Genomic DNA, 17,955 nt, shown 5'->3' with positions numbered 1-17,955 from the left:
TTCTTGTGGTTAAAAAAAATATTCACAATATCAAATGGAATGCCAGCGGATTTAAGCGAAATTATCCTTAGAAATCCAAAATTCATTTTACTTAATAAAAAATTAATAAAATCGGCAATCACTTTGTCTTTTTATATTCTTTTTGTCATAACAATTTTAATCTTTTTTGCTAGATTCTATTAATGTTATTGCATAACAGCTTTTTTGTTATGCGAATTGTATGTGACAATTTAAATAAATGACAAAAAAAGATTTTGACAAATACGATAATTGATCGTATTCTTTATCGTATGAAAGTAACTGCAATTCTCCCTGATGATTTAATTACAGAAGTTCAAAAATATACTGAAGGTAAAAATATTACAGATTCCCTGCAAAAGGCCCTTTCCGAATGGGTAAAGCTTGCCAAAGTAAAAAAGCTGAATGAAAAATTAAGAAAAAAACCTCTTGAATTTGCTATTAATTTCTCAGCTGAAAAAGTTAGGAAAACTAATAGACTACAATGATTTTAGTAGATACTTCTGTTTGGATTGAATTTTTCAGAGGAAAAGAACCTTATTTTTCTAAATTAACAGGACTTATTGAAGCTTCCGAAGTCATAGCCCATGAAGTTGTTTTTGGAGAAATTTTACAAGGTTGCAAAAATAAAACTGAGCATGAGTTCGTTTTAGATTATTGGGAAAATTTAAATAATGTTTTCTCTAATGGGGCTTTCATTAAAGCCGGAAGTCTCTCTTTTGAAAAAAAACATTTTGGATATGGTATCGGAATTATTGATTCAATATTAATTTACGAAACTAAAATGAGAAATTTAAAACTTTGGACTCTTGATAAAAAGATGCTAAAAGCTCTTGAGTTGCAATACATTTACCAATAACGACAAAGACTTCACCTAACAGCTCCTAGAAATATTCTCTGGCACTCACCCTGATCAGAGTCAGTGCCATCCTCCATCCTTTACAAGTCACTTCCCTTACTGATTCATCTCTACTAAAGTCTCAAAAAGAATCTTAGTCCCAAGTTCCAAATTATCAACCGTCATGTTTTCATTTTTTCCGTGCATTCCATCGATGTCTTCCGATTTCAATACTGCGGGAATAAGACCGTAAGCTTTGATTCCCACCCGTCTTAAATAGGAATTGTCTGTTTTTCCAGGAGAAAGGAAAGGGGTCACTGTACTATTTGGAAATTTATTTACAGAAACAGCCGCCAAAGTGCTAAAAAAACGTGTATTGATGGGAGATACATCTGTGGGATTGATGTCGGTAAATGTTATTTCTGCATTGTATTTGGCAGCAATGGTTTTTACCTTATTGGCAAATTCCTCAATATCAACTCCAGGAAGTGTGCGGATATCCAATCTTCCTGTTGCTTCTCCTGCTATCACATTTTCTCCACCTTCCCCTTCTGTGGTACGAAATCCGGTAATGGATTTTGTATTGGTTGTCATTGCCGTCAGGTGGCGATTGCTTCGAATGGTTCCATGTAATAAAGGTTTAATGAGTGGATTTCTTGCATTTTTTAAAAAGAAAGATTTTGGAAAAGAACTGATAGTCCCTAGTTGGTAAAAGAAAGCATCGGTTTCTTCTGTTATGCGAATTTCAGATTCGAGTTCTCTCACTTCATTAAAAAATTGAATTAAGGATAAAGCTGGATATTGTGTAGGAGGTGAGGACCCATGACCGCTAGTTCCTTTAATTTTTGCTCTTAACCAAATGTTCCCTTTTTCCGCATATTGAATGTTAAAGATAGTGGAACCAGGAATCACAATGTCTCTTGTGGCAACTCCACCTTCATTGATGGCGTATTCATATCCTTCAAAAACTTGTTTTTGTTTTGAAGTCATATACTTTCCACCTAACTCGGAACCGGATTCTTCATCGGCCAAAGCCAAATACATAATTTTTCTAGTTCTTGGAATTCCCGATCGTTTGATTTCCAGAAAGGCGAGTAATTCCATAACTGCCATTCCTTTCATATCAATGGCCCCTCGTCCCCAAACTCTGCCTTCGCTTACATTACCGGATAGAGGTGCCATTTTCCATTCGCGAGAATCAAATTCGACTGTATCCAAATGATTGGCGAGGATGATCCCTGGTTCCGGATTGGGAACTGTAGCAGGTAATTCCGCAATTAAGTTTGGTCTTGTGGGGTGTTTGGGATCAAAAACAAATCGAGAAGGAATTCCTTCTTTTGTGAGGACGGCTTGGATGTACTTGGCCACTTGGATTTCGTTTCCACGCACAGAAGGGATCTTCAATAGATCGGACAAAAGTTTGACGGCTTCGGTTCTACGCGCATCCCAGTTGACTTTCGGGTAAGATTGTTTCAGTTCGGCATACTTAACTTTTTGACCAAACGAACATTGTAAAAAGAAACTAATTCCCATTAAAACCGAAATGCAAAATTTCATGAAGCTTTTCCCCTTCTTTCGGAAAAAGAGAATCATGGATTTCTAAACTTGAAAGAAAAAACTAACTTAAATTTTCCGTAAAACCAATCTTACAATGGAGGCCTTTCCTCTATGGAACGGACTTTCATTCAGTTCAATTTCCAAGGCTTCTTCGTATTCAACATTCATTTCCGAAAAATCCATCCGCAAATCTTTTAAATGGTAAAGCATATCAGGATCTTTCGGACCACCTGATGTATATTGTAATTGGTCAGGAGAAAAAGCTTCCAATAACAAGATACCACCTGGTTTTAATGTACGAACACAATTCCTATGAATGGTAGTGCGAATGGATTTGTGAAAATGACAGTAGATTAATGCGACCATATCCATTTGGTCGGGTGCATAAGGATAATTCAAAGCATCTGAAATTTCATAATGAAAACTTACGTTTTTTTCTTTTGCAAGAGCTGTAGCTTTTTCTTTTCCAGATTCTGACTGGTCAAAGGCAAAAACATCCCAACCAAGGCCTGCAGCAAAAACAGCATTTCGTCCTTCCCCTTCGCATGGAAAAAGGATTCTTCCTTTTTTTAAATTTGGTAACCGAGTACGTAAAAAATCGTTTGGATCTTTGCCATAGACATATTCTTCGCTCGCATAACGTTCATTCCAGAATGATTTTGAATACATACTGACCTGCTATTTGAATTTTTTGGTTAGACCAGCATATACTAAATTTTAGGAATCAGAAATCCTTTTTCAATAGAAATGAATTAAATCTTCGGCGGATTCCCTGGGTGTATGAAACCTGTTAAGTTCTGAATCTGGATTCGGATACCCAATGCTCAATCCCAAAATCACTTTTTATCTAAAGAAATCCAAATTCATTAGGTTTTATAAAGGCCAAGGTGCGAATTCTTTAGAGAGTAACAAGGAAATTCCAACTTTATGGGTGTGGGATGGCAAATTTTTGAGCGCAAATGACTACAAATGACTTGGAAATTTGGAAAGAAATTGAAGAAATTACCAACAGGAATATCGATTGTTTAGCAGAGTATCTGGAAGAGTCGGTTGGGAACGGTCACTTAAATTCTAAAGTTGATTGTCGACTACTCGCCAAACAATTATTTTATGTTTATGAGGGGGTTTTGCAAGGTTTCCGTTTGCTTGATGATAAAAGATCATTGGATGAACTTTATCGTATTGCAGAATGTTTAATTCCAAATCCTAAATGAAACAATATTGGTTACAATTATTCAGCTTTCTTCTAACTTTTGTTTGGGTTTTGCCAAGTTATGCAGAAGGCAATATAGAAGTTATATTTCAAATTGTAAAATCCAATTCCGGAAAACCAGTAAACAACGCCGTGGTCATTTCTAAAAAAGGGAAGACTAGTGCCATATCTAACGAGGAAGGTATCGCCAAACTTCGATTTCCCGAACCTGGATATTATGAAATCAAAATTTCGACCGCTGATAAAACAGAATCAGTGTTTCGCGAAGTCCGGTTTAAAGGCCAAGTAATCCTTGTCACCATATCCGAATCCAACTTAGCAGGAATTTTGGTGAGTGGGGAGAGGGATAAAACTCCGCTTTCTCGGTATGGACTTGTTCAAGATGAAATCAAACGCCTTCCTGGAGTTTCCGGTGATTCCTTGAAAGCACTACAAACGGTTCCTGGTGTTGTGATTGGGGCCCCCGTAGGAATTTTACCATCTGTATTTACAAACATTGGATCTAATTTACTCACTGGAAATCCTTATAGCAATAGTGAAAGAGGGGACCTATCTTTACGAGGGGGCGGTACAAGACAAAATCAATATTACTTTGATGGATTTCCTCTTCCTTATCCCTTTCATTTAGGAAACCAATCTTCTGTTTTAAATAATAACCTAATTAAGTCTTTTGATGTATTTTCAGGAGCATTTCCAGCTAAATATGGTTATGCGACTGGAGGAATTATTGCCATTGAAGGTACAGATCGGGTGGATGAAAATAAAACTGTCATCAATACCAATTTGTTTTTATCAGATGTTTATAACCAATCCAAAATTCTACCAGGACTTGCCATGATCAGTTCTGGCCGCAAAAATTATCCTAACGTAGTTTTATTGCAAGCCTATCCCCAAGGAATTCCTGAAGATGCAAAATTTGCTGAATACCAAGACTACCAATGGAAACTCATTTGGGATATTAACACTGAACATAGATTGACAGTACAAACTTTTGGAACTAGAGATCGCCAAGCCTATACAAAGGCCCAAGCAGATTTAGAACGGGGAGGAGGAGACCCAAGACCACCTACAGGACTCGATCGTATGTTCCGAACCGATGCGATTCGTTATGTTTGGAAAGGAAAAACCTTTCGAAATACTTTATCTTATTCACGAACATCTTTTAACGAATTTTTTGAACTTCGTTTTACCAATCCACTGACGGCCGAAAATATTTTTGGATTACAGAACAGAACCACTGATTCTATTACTTATGTGCATAATGCTTTCGAATGGGAACTTTGGGAGGAACATCTCAAACTCGAAGCGGGAGTGCAGGGTCGCTTCCGAGAGACAACTCTTAAGGGAGAAAATATTTCTTCTTATAACCGCTTATTTTATAATATATTCAATGATCTTTTGAATTCGAATGCAGCGTTTCGATCGGTGATTGATGGAGATAGAATTCGTTATCGGGAAAAATCTGCCTATGCAGAACTTCCTTTTAAATATGCAGGTTTTCGCCTAACACCAGGAGCACGAGTTGACAATTATTCAGGTAGTAATGAAACTAATTTGGCTCCCAGGATCACGGGTGGTTATCTTTTTGAATCCACAAAAACAGGGATTATGGCGGGACATGGAATTCATTATAATGCACCAGTATCCATTGAAGCAATCTCTCCCAAGTCAGGAAATCCTAATTTGTTTATGGAAAGAGCCGAACACAATTCAATAGGTGTGAGCCAAGAATTTGCAAATCATTGGCAAATTAAAATAGAAGGTTTTCGTAATATCTTTCAAAACATCATTGTTCCTGATGCCTATATTGTAGATCCGTATGCTCTCAATAATGATGTTAGGGTCTTTGTAAATGAAACGGCAAAGGTACTCGCAAATCCGATCACTCCCAAAAATCTCAACTATTCCAATGCAGGTTATGGACATTCAGAAGGTGTAGAAATTTTTATCAAAAAAACAAAAGATCCAAGAGAACAATCAGGGCTTTTTGGATGGATCTCCTACACAAACTCTATCACCAAACGAATCAATAACCAATCCAGGTTGAATAGTGATGAATCTCGAAATAGAGCCTTACTCAATAATTCAAGAACTCTTCTGGCACAAAGTAAATTGGGAACTAATTACATCAATTATTACGATGATAACAATGTTGAAGTCATTTACAATAATGACAAAGAACAACTTTATGATTTGGACAGAACTCATATTTTAAATATTGTATTTGGTTATAAGTTCAATCCAGAATGGATGGTGGGTGGAAGGTTTCGGTATTTTTCAGGAACACCTTACACTCCCATCACAAGTGCTACTCAAGCAAACCAAGCTGCCACTTTTGGTTTGAATTTATATTTTCCAAATTATTCTGGAAATTATAACAGCGATCGATTTCTACCTTTCCACCAATTTGATTTGCGGATCGATCGAATTGAAAATTATTCTTGGGGTTATGTGAACACTTACATTGAATTTGTAAATTTTTACGGCAGAAGAAACCAAGCTGGTTTTGATTTTGATAATACCAAAAACTTCCAAAGAAATCAGAATCCTGCCCCTACTTATGATACAGTCAACTCTCCTTATATTGTATCTCAAACACCTAACGGTAAAATGGCGATCATTCCTCTTGTGAATATAGGTATAGAGGTAAGATTTTGAAAAGAATCGCGGTTAGTTTGTATTTGGTTCTTTTTTTTACCTCTTGTTTTGAAAATGGGAGCGAAAAAGAGAAAAATGAGAAAAACAAACAAACTTTGTTTCTGACTACATTGTATTTGGTCAGACAATCGGGAAATTGTATTAAAACAGATACAACACTTACTACTAACAACCAATTCTGTAGCAGGCGACCATTGGGAGTTTGTTCTGTAAACCAACTTGTTTTCACACAAAGTGAATTGAATGTTATGTTCAATGAAATGAGAACCATTCAAAATAGGACTACTGACTGCCAGGAATCCATCTTCCAATCAGGGATCTTGGCTTTAAAAGCGACCACAGACACTGAGATAGAGAATTTAAAATCAAAGTATACATTCCGGGTGGTGGATTCTTGTGAGTTAGAAGGATTCCAAACTTCTACAAATGTTAGATTGGCAAATTTTTCTGAGATCCAATGGTTAGAGTCTGTGCGTGGAAAAATCGCCAAAGCTGCAAAAACCATCGCAAACAACGGGTTTCTACCCCAAGGGAATCGTGATCGAGCTAACAGCTGTTTGAATTTAGAGTTTAAGGATTGGGAAAAAGACCTAACACAAGGAAATATTGAAAATAAAATCCTAGTCGAAATCACTCCTCCATAAATCTAAAATCCGCTTTCCTTAACCTCGCCATCTTTCATTTTGTCTTTAATCCAAAGGAAATTGAATTTTATGACTTTGAATCGATACAGCCGCACTCTTACCCAAGATGAATCCCTTCCAGCTTCCCAAGCCATGATCATTGGATCGGGAGTTCCTTATGAAGATCTGAATAAACCATTCATAGGAATTGGAAGTACAGGATTTGATGGAAATCCGTGTAACATGCACTTAACCACACTTTCTGCCTTACAGAAAAAAAGTGTAATAGATACAAAACAAATGGTTGGTTTACTCTTTAACACAATTGGTGTGAGCGATGGAATTACCAACGGAAATGATGGAATGCGTTTTTCCTTACCATCCAGAGAAATCATAGCCGACTCCATTGAAACGATTGCTGGTGCTCATTATTATGACGGACTGCTTTTTACAGCTGGTTGCGATAAAAATATGCCAGGGGCCATTATGGCAATGGCAAGACTCAACCGTCCATCCATCATGGTCTATGGCGGAACCATCAACGGTGGTAACTACAAAGGGGAAAAATTAAATATTGTTTCAGCCTTTGAAGCTTACGGAAAAAAAATAAACGGCAAAATCACAGAAGATGATTTTAAAGAAGTGATTAAAAATTCCTGCCCGGGCCCTGGAGCTTGCGGTGGAATGTATACTGCCAACACAATGGCAACTGCCATAGAAGTTATGGGAATGAGTTTGCCTTATAGTTCTTCCTCTCCTGCACGTAGCGAAGAAAAAAAGAAAGAGTGTATGAATATAGGAAAGTATATTTATAATCTTTTAGAAAAGGATATCAAACCTTCTGATATCATCACTCCTAAATCGATTTTAAATGCACTTCGTGTAGTCACCATTCTTGGTGGTTCGACTAACGCTGCCTTACATATGATTGCAATTGCAAGAACAATGGGAATCCCACTCGATTTGGAACAAATTCAAAAAGTAACTGATACCACTCCGCTTCTAGCAGATATGAAACCAAGTGGAAAGTATCTTATGGAAGACCTTCATGCCATTGGAGGAACTCCTGCCATCATGAAATTTATGTTACGCGAAGGTTTACTTGATGGTTCTTGTTTGACGGTTACTGGAAAAACCATTGCAGAAAACTTAGAAGGTTTACCTGATCTTCCGAGTGACCAGGACTTACTTCGACCTGTCAGTAACCCTATCAAAAAAGAGGGCCATATCCAAGTGCTCTATGGCAATATTGCCAAAAAAGGAGCAGTGGCCAAAATCACAGGACATGAAGGCGAGATGTTTGAAGGCAAAGCGATCTGTTTTGATTCGGAAGTCGAAGCTAATGCTGGAATTCGCGATGGTAAAGTAAAACCAGGACATGTGGTTGTGATTCGTTATGTAGGCCCCAAAGGCGGTCCAGGAATGCCTGAGATGTTAAAACCAACTTCTGCTATCATTGGAGCGGGTCTTGGTGATAACGTGGCACTCATTACCGACGGAAGGTTCTCTGGGGGAAGCCATGGATTTGTAGTAGGTCATATCACCCCTGAAGCAATGGAAGGAGGGGAAATTGCCCTTGTCCAAGATGGGGATAAAATTCTCATTGATGCTCGCACCAACAAACTAGAGGTAATCGTTTCTTCAGAAGAAATGGAAAAAAGAAGAGCGGCTTGGAAAAAACCGCCTTACAGGATCACCACTGGGTATCTTTGGAAGTACATTCAAATGGTAAAAGATGCAAGTACTGGTTGTTTGACAGACCGATAAACTTTCCCTTTCACTCGCAACGGAAATTCCCTCTCAATTTAAAATTTAGTGGGAATTTCTTCTTTTCCATCCGCATGTCTAGCAAATCTTCCTTTTCCGACATGAACTGGATCATAAGAATCCCAAGGCCATCCACCAAATTGTGTTTTGCGATAGTCGTCAAACGCCTGTTGTATTTCTTCTTGTTTGTTCATCACAAAAGGTCCATATTGAATCACTGGTTCTGCAATGGGTTTTCCTTCCAAAATCAAAATGCGAGCCGATTCCGATCCGTTTTTTAATACTGAAGAAACATCGGACTTTAGATTGTACATATGTTTTCCTGGTACCACCACTTCATCGATGACAAGGCCTTCACCTCGGAAGTAATACAGATTTCTATTGTTACCTTCTGAACTTCCAGGAAGAACAAAACTGACACCAGGATCTAAATCTAAAATATAAATTCCCACTTCATTTTTCGGATCTCCTGCCCAGGAATCGGGAGGTGGGTCCAGCGGTTTTTCGCCAAACAAAGATCCTGCGACCGTTTTAATTTTTACTTTTTTACCAGCGGTATCAGAAACTACTTTAACAGGAATATCTTCATTCCAAAACATTTTGAAATGAGGATCTACAAATTTATTTTTAGCAGGAAGATTTAACCAAATTTGAAATAACTCCAAAGTATTCTCACTAGATTCTTCCACTAAAGGAAACATTTCGGAATGTTGGATACCGGAACCAGCTGTCATCCATTGTACGTCCCCATCTCCATACCTTCCGGCAGCTCCTTGGGAATCAGCATGGTCAACCAGACCTCTTTGAACAACTGTCACGGTTTCAAATCCGCGATGTGGATGTCCTGGAAATCCAGGAATGGTTTCACCGTGGTACATTCTCCATCCATCTTTGCCGGCAAAGTCTTGGCCAATTTGTCTACCTTGTAAGGAGGCATCAGGGCCAAACTTTCCATTGCCTTTAGGATAAAAATCTTCGTGGTGAACACAAAACAAAAAGGGATCCAATGTTGGCCATTGAAAGTCTAGTTTTTGTGCATATAAAATCGATTTATGATTCATCTAATTGTCCTGTTTCACGAATTGTATCGTTACTAATAAGACAGCAGATAAGATTCAAAAGTTTTTTACAATAGAAACATTCGCACCAAAGGAACCAAATTCTTTGGAACTTTGGGAAGAATTTATGTTGGAAACGGAACTAAGCTCAACGGGTGTTTTCCCAGGTCCCCAATTGTATCCGCTCACTTCCGAAATACTAAAAGAAGATATTTGGTAAAAACCTCCGTACTTTAAACCGAAGGTCTCGAAAAATTTCCAAACAAGTCCTAATTCATAAGTTAGGGAAGCACCACCGAGTCCACGCGACAATCCTTCCTTGGATTGAAACATGGTTAGATCTGTTTTATTTACAGGTGTACTAAACATCAATTGATTGTTTGCTGTATTGGTATTTGCAAAACTAGCTGCAACCCTTGCCGAATTTAAGATACTAGAAACAGACTGAGGACCACCTTCCGAAGGTGTTTGTAAAAATTCTCCCGCCAGTTCTAACACTTTAAGTCTCGAAGTTAATGATGATCCTGATTTTTTGGAAGTATCTTGATTAGTTTCTGGTTTATTCGTTTGACTTTGTGCAAAAAGAGGAAAGGCAAATACGAAAAAATATAGAAATATTTTTTTTCCAAAGTGGATCATATAAGATTATATACGAATGATATAAAATTGATTCGTTGGAAAAAATATATTCTTCTGTTCAGGTAGAAATTATTGATTAGTAGATTGTGTTTTATCCTAAATTAAAATAAAAAGTAGAACCGATTCCAGGTTCGCTTTCGACCCATATATTGCCTTTATGTTTATCTATAAATTCTTTACATAGGATGAGTCCAAGTCCTGTTCCAGATTCCTCTGCAGTACCTTTCGTCGAAAATTTTTTATCCAACCGGAAAAGATTTTCTATTTGTTCCTTTTCCATTCCAATGCCAGTGTCTTTTATAAAAAAAATAGTGGAATTCGTTGGTGAAGTTGTATTCAATACATCATATTTTAATTTTTCATTTGTAAGTTCATTTGAATCAAATTCTAAAACACCTACAGTGACTTCCGAATTTACATTACTATATTTAATAGCATTGGAAATTAAATTTCTTAATACAGTTTCAATCATATATAAATCACCAAAAATTTTCTTATCTTTTGGTACTTGATTTGATATGGTTACATGTTTTTTGTTAGCGGAAAGATTTAATAATCCAACCACTCTTTGGATGAGATCGAATAATTGAATTGATGTTGGCTGGTAAACAATATTACCACTTTGTGATCTGGCCCAATCAAGTAAATTTTCCAGTAAAGAATATACTAAGTCCGAAGATTCTACCAACATCTTTAAATAAGTAGTCCTTTCCGCTTCAGAAAACTGAAGAACTTTATCACTTAAAATTTTGGTAAACTCCCTTTGATTTCCTAAAGGTCCGCGTAAATCGTGAGCTATAATCGAAAAGAATTTATCTTTTGATTCGTTGAGTTCTGCTAAACGGATAGCCGATTGTTTAAGATTTTCTTCTGATAGTTTTCGTTCAGTGATGTCTCTTATGATGGCGCAATTATACTGTTTCCCTTCGTATTCCACTAAGTTTACAGTTACTTCAATTGGGACTGGAGTTCCATCTTTTCTTTTATTAATAGTTTCGATAGTAAAAGTTTTACGATCTAAAATTTCTTGCCAGTGGATATTCCAACGTTCCGAACTAAATAGCGGATCTACTTGGAACATTTGCATGGAAAGTAATTCTTCCTTTGTATATCCATAATTTGTGCAAGCGGCTTCATTTACAAAAACATAGTTTCCATCTTCATCTAACCAAACGATCGCTTCGGAAATGGTATCAATAGAAAACTGCGTGAATTGGAGAGTATGAATCAGATCCGATTGTTTATTGGCAATATCTAAATATGTTTCTTTTAGCGTTTGATTTTCTTTTTCCAAACGTTTTATATCAGCCAAAAGAGATTCGTATGTCTTTGATTTCATTGACATGGAATAATCTTAAAATCCATCTTTCGAAAAAAATGCCAAGAACTTAGTCATTGGTTCGATTGATTTAGATCAAATAGAATCGGACTTGACTTGAGTAGTTCTCCTAGATAAATCTGAACTCCCTGAAACGATATGTCTTGTTTATTTTGCCAGAAAGGATCTTCCCGTTTTTCCCGATTAGAACCTGTCCAGGACGAAAGGCAAACCCATACATTTCCTACGGATGACATTGTGGGAAATTCGCTAAATCCGTTTTCTGAAATATATGAATGTAAAGACTGTCTCAGCATTTGGTGGATCCGAACACGTGGGACAGGTGATCCAAGATCCACCTATCCCGAGTTTTATGAACAGACGGCCGAACGAATTGATGATCACCGTTCTGATTTGATTCGGAATCCATCAATTTCAGGAATCCTTTCCAATCTGGAATCAGCATACCCTTACCACTTTTTTGAAGAAGTCCTCGAGATTCTAAAAGACTCGAATTCAGAAGAACTAAAAACATTCTACTACCAGAGAAATCCTAATTTACCAACTAACGTGAAGAGGTGGCTTCTCCAATGGTTTCAAAAAGATTATCCCGAAGAATTTCAAATTATTCAAAACCAAGGATTTCCAACGGAGGCCAATTTACTTTTTATATTGGAGGAGGAAGAATTTATACTTGTTTCAGAATTTATAACTAAGGACCAATTTGTTTTTATTACTTCAAAAAAAGATAATTACTTTTTGCAGTCATACGACTTAACCAATCAAAAAATCCTTTGGAAAATTTCGATTCGTAGACCCTTTCTGGAAGGTCTTTCGATACCGACTCTTTTTTACCAATCTGGATACCTTTGTTCCTACCAAGGTTTCCAAAAAGGTTCCGAATATTATTCAAAACTAAATAGACCAGATACACTTTGTATTTATGACTTATTTGGGAATCAGATTGTATCCATCCAACTTGCTTTTAAATGTTATGAAATTCTTTCTACAGAGGAACGTGATATTTCCGAAAATAGAATTTCGCATAATTTTTGTTTTACGATAATAGAAAATAAATTATACCTTCCACACCAATCTCAGATTCAAGTTTATGATTTAAATTCAGGAAAATTGACCCAAACGATAAAAATGCCAACAGGTGAATTTTTTTCAGGAAGGGCATTCCAAACAGAATCGGGAAATATCCTTTTTCATACTTTAAAAGGAATTCTGGGAATCAATGTTTCTGGTGAAATTATCTTTCAATACCTTTCCCCTTACCACCCCGTTTTCATCGATTCACAGTTTCAATTTTACTATTATTATGCCATCGTGGAATCGGCAAATACTGGTGAGAAAAAAACATTCAAAAATACAACCGAATTTGGTATTTCTTTGGTTAGGGAGTTATCTTCATTACCTGTCGAATTTCCAGGAGGAATTTATTTATCCTTTTCTTTGGATGGATCCTTACTTTTAAATTCCAACTTGGAAATCATAAAGTCTTTCCCCTTCACAACCACCGATACACTTGGACCTCATTCTTTTGGAGTTACAAAAACGCCTGTCATTACAACCGAAGATAGAATCATTATCACAAATGATTTTTCTGGTATCTATATGATCGATTTTTGGGGAAATGTATTATTAGAAAAGCCAATCCAATCAGAAGTATTATCTGTTTTTACTTTCGATGGAAAACACGGGGTAGTTCTTCTTTCCTTTCATGATGCTTATATTGATAAAGACCAAACAGAACTTTTATTGTTATCCCCAAAGGGAGAAATCATCACACAAAAAATACTTCCTGGGCCAAAAGGATTGTCGGTGAGTTTTGATGGACATTGTATTTTCTCCGATCAAAATCAAATGTTTGTAATTGATTTATTGAATGCGGAAAATTGAAATTCGATGAGTGGGAAAAATATTGGATCTATTCCTTTTCTAGTTGGACTTATTTTATTTTTTGGATATTCCGAAATTTATGCAGAAGAGTCCATAGTTGAAAGAATCAACATTCAAAATATAGATCAATCGCCAATCTATCTCGCAAAATCGATATTAGTTTTTGAAGATCCTTCCAACCGTTTGGATTTTGATTCGATTCTTACAAAAAACTTGGAAAATCAATTTATAAAAGTTCCCTCCTCAAACGAAGCTTTTAACTTTTCCTATTCAAAATCTACGTATTGGTTACGAATCCAATTAGAAAATAAGGACCTATCAGCCAAAGAAGTAACATTCGTCATTTCATATCCAAGGTTAAAAACTTTGGATTTTTATTTTCAAAGTTCCAAAGAAATGAAAAAGATAAAATCGGGATATTCAGTTCCGATGTCGGAACGTCCTTACCAAAGTCGCTTTTTTGTATTTCCTATTTTGTTCCCTGAGAGTACAGAAGCCACGGTGTATCTGAAAGTGGAATCTCCGAATTCTATAAACATACCGATTCAACTATGGAATAGGGATTTGTATGATAGACACGAAATCAACGACCATGTGATCCAAGCATTGTATTTTGGAATTGCTTTGGCTATGGTTCTTTTTAATTTATTTTTATTTTTTATTCTAAAAGATTCAAATTATTTTTTATATGTTTTAGTAGTTTTAAGCACAGCTTTTACGATCGCTTCGCATAACGGTATATCGTCGGAATATTTTTGGCCAAACTCCCCTTGGATGGACCAATATTTCGTGAATTTTTTTATCTCCATTGTTTTGGTTTTGTTTTTGATTTTTATGCGAAAGTTATTAAATACCAAACAATTCATTCCTAAATTGGACCGAGTCAGCTTGGCATTTATTATTTTGCAAATAGTTTTAGCAATTTGTTATATCTTATCTTTTGAATCATTTGTGAAAATTTTAGTACTCAGTCATACATTAACTTCCTTTTGGATTTTATTAATTGGAATCGTATGTTCTTATAAAAAAGAAAGAATTGCTTATTTTTTTCTTTTAGCATTTTCTTTTTTATTCTTAGCTTTGATCGTTTCCACGATGCGAGCTTTAGGTTTAATACCTACCAATTCTTTTACAATCGATGGCCCACAATACGGATCTGCGGCGGAAATGATTTTATTAGCATTTGCTTTAGCAGATCGATACAATTCAATCCTAAAAGAAAAGGAAGCTGCCGAAGCACAAATTAAATCGAACTTAGAAAAATCTAATTTAGATTTGGAAGAAAAGGTAAAGGAACGTACGGATAAGTTAAACCGAAACTTAAATGCAATGAAAAGGGATCTCTTTGTGGCAAGAAAAATTCAAGAGAATTCTCTAATGACCGATTCCAAACTCATCAAGGAATTAAATCTTGAATATCGTTATCTTCCAGTATCCGAAGTGGGTGGAGATTTTTTTGACATAGTACTTTTAAAAGAATCCAAATATAGAATTCTCATTGCAGATGCCACTGGTCACGGAGTCCAAGCAGCGATGATCACAATGGCGATTAAAGGTTTATACGATAATATCAAAACTTTTGAATTACCTCCTTCGAAAGTGATGGAAATTTTTAATGAAGAGTTTATGGATAACTTCGTTTCATTGAATAGCCTTCTCACTGCAATGATCATAGACATAGATCTCAGGGAGAAAAAAATTCATTTTGCTTCTGCTGGCCATCCCGCTGCGGTTCTTTTGCAAAAGGACCAAATGTTATTGTTATCGAAAACTGGGAGGATGATTGGGCTTAAAAAACAGAGCCATTATGAACTTTCCGAACTTTCCTTCGAACCAAAGGATCGGTTGTTTATATTCACCGATGGCGTTTTTGAGGCCTTTAACGCAAAAGAGGAGGAATTTGGCGAAGAATCACTTTACCACCTTTTCCAAAACAGCCGAAACTTAAACCTAGCAGCGGTCGAGGACCACCTCATAAAAACACTACAAAGTTTTCTAAATGGTCAGGATCGACAGGACGATTTAACCATCCTTGGAGTTGATTTTTGATTTTTTTTAAAAATTAGTTTAATATTAAATAAATATAACATCAAATGATTTCATGTTGTAGTCTATTCTTCAACAGTAAATTAAATTGGAGAACCTTGTGAAATCATTATTTTCAGAAGCGAAGTTAGGAAATCTTACCTTAAAAAATAAAGTGGTGATGGCACCCATGACCCGTTCCCGATCCATTGGGAATGTACCAGGTGATCTTGTTGCTACTTATTACGAACAGAGAGCAGAAGCGGGACTGATCATTACAGAAGGAACTTCTCCTTCTCCGAATGGTCTTGGTTATGCGAGAATTCCTGGAATTTTTTCAGAAGAACAAACAAAAGCTTGGAAAAAAGTAACAGACAAAGTTCATGCAAAAGGTAGTAAAATTTTTGTTCAACTAATGCACACTGGCCGTATTGGACATGAATTAAATTTACCAAACGGTGCAAAAGTCCTTGGACCATCGGCAATCCTTGCCAAAGGACAAATGTGGACAGATGCCGATGGAATGAAAGACCATCCTACACCAAAGGAAATGTCAAAAGAAGAACTCAATCAAACTTTAGAAGAATTTGTAAACGCATCCAAAAATGCAATCAAAGCAGGTTTTGATGGTGTTGAATTACATGCTGCTAACGGATATTTGTTGGAGCAGTTTTTACATCCTTCTTCTAACCAAAGAACTGATGAATACGGCGGTTCTATCGAAAACCGAATTCGATTTATTATTGAAGTGGCGAAAGCAGTTAGCACCGCAATAGGCAAAGACAAAACGGCTATTCGTTTATCTCCTTATGGCGCTTTCAACGATCTGTTTCCATTTCCCGAAACTCATGAAGAATATTCATTGTTAGCTGAAAAGCTTAACGAAATTGGTATTGTGTATGTTCATTTGGTAGACCATTCCTCAATGGGTGCACCAACAGTAGAACCAGAAACAGTTAAAAATATCAGAAACGCATTTAAAGGAACTCTCATTCTGAGTGGTGGTTATGACCTGGATCGTGCGGAAAAAGATTTAACTTCAGGGAATGCCGATCTTGTTGCATTTGGAAAACCATTCCTTGGCAATCCAGACCTTGTCACTAGGTTCCAAAAAAACATTCCGTTAGTTTCTTTTGACCAAACAACTCTATATACTCCTGGTGAAAAAGGGTATACTGATTATCCAAAAGCAAGCTAACAATGATTAGGAAAATTTTATGTAACAAACTTCTTTTTGTGCCTCAAATTTTACTAATTTAAGAATGGTTCAGTAACAATGACCGGGCTCCTCCGGGGTCCGCTCTCGCTCCCGTCACCTACCATCTAACGCTGGTAGGTGACCTAGCCCTCCAGATCCCTGGCACGGGCTAATTCCTTCAGAAAAATCTCCAATATCTTTGCCATTTGTCAAAGGCAGTGATTAGATTCGGAAAAGAAATGATTTTGATCCAAATTCTTTTCTAGCCTGCTCCGTTATATTGAATTTTTTATCTACTATGTCAAACACACCCATCCAACAAGAAACCAGCAAAGTCCATAGAGAAGTCATTGGTGCTAACGAAAAGTATGCATCGGAATTTGGGAAAAAAGGGGAATTGGCTCTTCCTCCTGCCAGAAGTTTTACCATCCTAACCTGCATGGACGCAAGACTTGATCCTGCTAAGTACGCAGGTTTGGCAGAAGGGGATGCACATGTCATTCGTAACGCCGGTGGTCGCGCCAGTGATGATGCCATTCGTTCGCTTGTGATTTCCTATAAGCTACTCGGAACCAAAGAATTTTTTGTAATCCACCACTCCGATTGTGGGATGCAACTTTTCACTGATCCAATCATTCGTAACCTTCTATCTAAAAGTTTAAAAACAGCAACGATTGATTCGAACGGTTGGCGTAATGTAGAAGAATCGGGAGGTTCGGAAGAAGCGAAGTTCATTCCTTTTTTAACCTTTGATCATTTAGAACAGAGTGTGATCGATGATGTAAAAAGAATTCGAAACCATCCATTGATTCCCAAAGACATTCCTGTGTATGGATATTATTATGATGTAAAAACAGGGAAACTCGTGGAAGTTCCGGAAGCCACAAAGCTTGGGCGAGCGGTAGCATTATAAACTCAGAGTTCTTACTAAATTAAATCTCCAGGACATTCCACCTAACTACCTTTTGGTTGGAATGTCTTTATATTCTCCACTTCTTACTATCCAACCTCATTGTTGATAAAAAAACCCTAATCACGAACTCTTTCTCGAGTTGTAAAATTTTGAAATATGAACTTTTCAGAAATTTTTTCTGAGTTTTGGCGATTTGGATTTCTGAATTCGAAGGATTATGGTAGA

15 protein-coding genes and 1 pseudogene are annotated in these 17,955 nt (G+C 36.7%); 10 read left to right on the top strand and 6 right to left on the bottom strand.

The features are described from left to right. Nucleotides 1-290 precede the first annotated feature (290 nt). Together EHQ31_RS13325 and EHQ31_RS13320 are read left to right on the top strand one after the other, a co-directional pair. Complete coding sequence (locus tag EHQ31_RS13325; RefSeq protein WP_135572926.1) at nt 291-506, top strand: hypothetical protein; 216 nt, start codon at nt 291-293, stop codon at nt 504-506. Then, nucleotides 503-877 (top strand): PIN domain-containing protein, encoded by a 375-nt coding sequence (locus EHQ31_RS13320; protein ID WP_135572929.1) that lies wholly within the window; start codon nt 503-505, stop codon nt 875-877. The genes EHQ31_RS13325 and EHQ31_RS13320 overlap by 4 nt, the downstream gene beginning before the upstream one ends. Before the next feature lie 96 nt (nt 878-973). Here EHQ31_RS13320 and EHQ31_RS13315 read toward each other — a convergent pair whose 3' ends face one another. The 3 genes and pseudogenes from EHQ31_RS13315 to EHQ31_RS18960 all read right to left on the bottom strand — a co-directional run. Then, nucleotides 974-2,413: a M20/M25/M40 family metallo-hydrolase gene (locus tag EHQ31_RS13315; protein WP_135572931.1), complete on the bottom strand. Its 1,440-nt coding sequence runs from the start codon at nt 2,411-2,413 to the stop codon at nt 974-976. A gap of 66 nt (nt 2,414-2,479) precedes the next feature. Then, nucleotides 2,480-3,082, bottom strand: coding sequence for a class I SAM-dependent methyltransferase (locus EHQ31_RS13310; protein ID WP_135572932.1), 603 nt, complete (start codon nt 3,080-3,082; stop codon nt 2,480-2,482). Nucleotides 3,083-3,151: 69 nt separating this feature from the next. Next, nucleotides 3,152-3,256: pseudogene (locus tag EHQ31_RS18960) on the bottom strand (nitroreductase); the annotation flags it as partial. A 116-nt stretch (nt 3,257-3,372) separates the two neighbouring features. Between EHQ31_RS18960 and EHQ31_RS18955 the strand changes: the two are divergent. The 4 genes from EHQ31_RS18955 (at nt 3,373) to ilvD (ending at nt 8,674) form a co-directional block, all read left to right on the top strand. After that, the gene (locus tag EHQ31_RS18955; RefSeq protein ID WP_244247381.1) at nt 3,373-3,627 is read left to right on the top strand and encodes a TetR family transcriptional regulator C-terminal domain-containing protein; all 255 of its coding nucleotides are present in this window, start codon (nt 3,373-3,375) and stop codon (nt 3,625-3,627) included. Beyond that, a complete protein-coding gene (locus tag EHQ31_RS13295; protein ID WP_135572934.1) occupies nt 3,624-6,284 on the top strand; it encodes a TonB-dependent receptor plug domain-containing protein in 2,661 nt (886 codons plus the stop codon). Before EHQ31_RS18955 ends, EHQ31_RS13295 begins: the two co-directional genes overlap by 4 nt. After that, nucleotides 6,281-6,928, top strand: a complete 648-nt coding sequence (locus tag EHQ31_RS13290; protein ID WP_135572936.1) for a hypothetical protein — start codon at nt 6,281-6,283, stop codon at nt 6,926-6,928. Before EHQ31_RS13295 ends, EHQ31_RS13290 begins: the two co-directional genes overlap by 4 nt. 69 nt (nt 6,929-6,997) lie before the next feature. Beyond that, complete coding sequence (ilvD, locus tag EHQ31_RS13285) at nt 6,998-8,674, top strand: dihydroxy-acid dehydratase (RefSeq protein WP_135572938.1); 1,677 nt, start codon at nt 6,998-7,000, stop codon at nt 8,672-8,674. Nucleotides 8,675-8,712: 38 nt separating this feature from the next. Here ilvD and EHQ31_RS13280 read toward each other — a convergent pair whose 3' ends face one another. The 3 genes from EHQ31_RS13280 to EHQ31_RS13270 form a co-directional block, all read right to left on the bottom strand. Next, on the bottom strand, nt 8,713-9,735 hold the full coding sequence (locus EHQ31_RS13280; protein WP_135572940.1) for a pirin family protein: 1,023 nt from the start codon (nt 9,733-9,735) through the stop codon (nt 8,713-8,715). Between the two features lie 54 nt (nt 9,736-9,789). Continuing rightward, nucleotides 9,790-10,371 (bottom strand): hypothetical protein, encoded by a 582-nt coding sequence (locus EHQ31_RS13275; RefSeq protein ID WP_135572942.1) that lies wholly within the window; start codon nt 10,369-10,371, stop codon nt 9,790-9,792. A gap of 91 nt (nt 10,372-10,462) precedes the next feature. Then, complete coding sequence (locus EHQ31_RS13270) at nt 10,463-11,716, bottom strand: PAS domain-containing sensor histidine kinase (protein ID WP_135572944.1); 1,254 nt, start codon at nt 11,714-11,716, stop codon at nt 10,463-10,465. A 132-nt stretch (nt 11,717-11,848) separates the two neighbouring features. On the opposite strand from EHQ31_RS13270, the gene EHQ31_RS13265 reads away from it, so the two are divergent. The 4 genes from EHQ31_RS13265 to EHQ31_RS13250 all read left to right on the top strand — a co-directional run bounded on the left by EHQ31_RS13265 (nt 11,849) and on the right by EHQ31_RS13250 (nt 17,730). Then, entirely contained in the window at nt 11,849-13,594 is a 1,746-nt protein-coding gene (locus tag EHQ31_RS13265) for a hypothetical protein (protein WP_135572946.1), read from the top strand. 6 nt (nt 13,595-13,600) lie between these two features. Then, nucleotides 13,601-15,643 (top strand): 7TM diverse intracellular signaling domain-containing protein, encoded by a 2,043-nt coding sequence (locus EHQ31_RS13260; protein WP_135572948.1) that lies wholly within the window; start codon nt 13,601-13,603, stop codon nt 15,641-15,643. Between the two features lie 97 nt (nt 15,644-15,740). Beyond that, entirely contained in the window at nt 15,741-16,817 is a 1,077-nt protein-coding gene (locus tag EHQ31_RS13255; protein ID WP_135572950.1) for an alkene reductase, read from the top strand. A gap of 298 nt (nt 16,818-17,115) precedes the next feature. After that, nucleotides 17,116-17,730 (top strand): beta-class carbonic anhydrase, encoded by a 615-nt coding sequence (locus EHQ31_RS13250; RefSeq protein WP_135572952.1) that lies wholly within the window; start codon nt 17,116-17,118, stop codon nt 17,728-17,730. Nucleotides 17,731-17,955: the final 225 nt, after the last annotated feature.

The sequence above is a fragment of the Leptospira montravelensis genome (assembly GCF_004770045.1).
GTDB classification, from domain to species: Bacteria; Spirochaetota; Leptospiria; order Leptospirales; family Leptospiraceae; genus Leptospira_A; species Leptospira_A montravelensis.
Note: the sequence above shows the minus strand (reverse complement) of the source record. Positions and strands in the feature narration are given on the sequence as shown.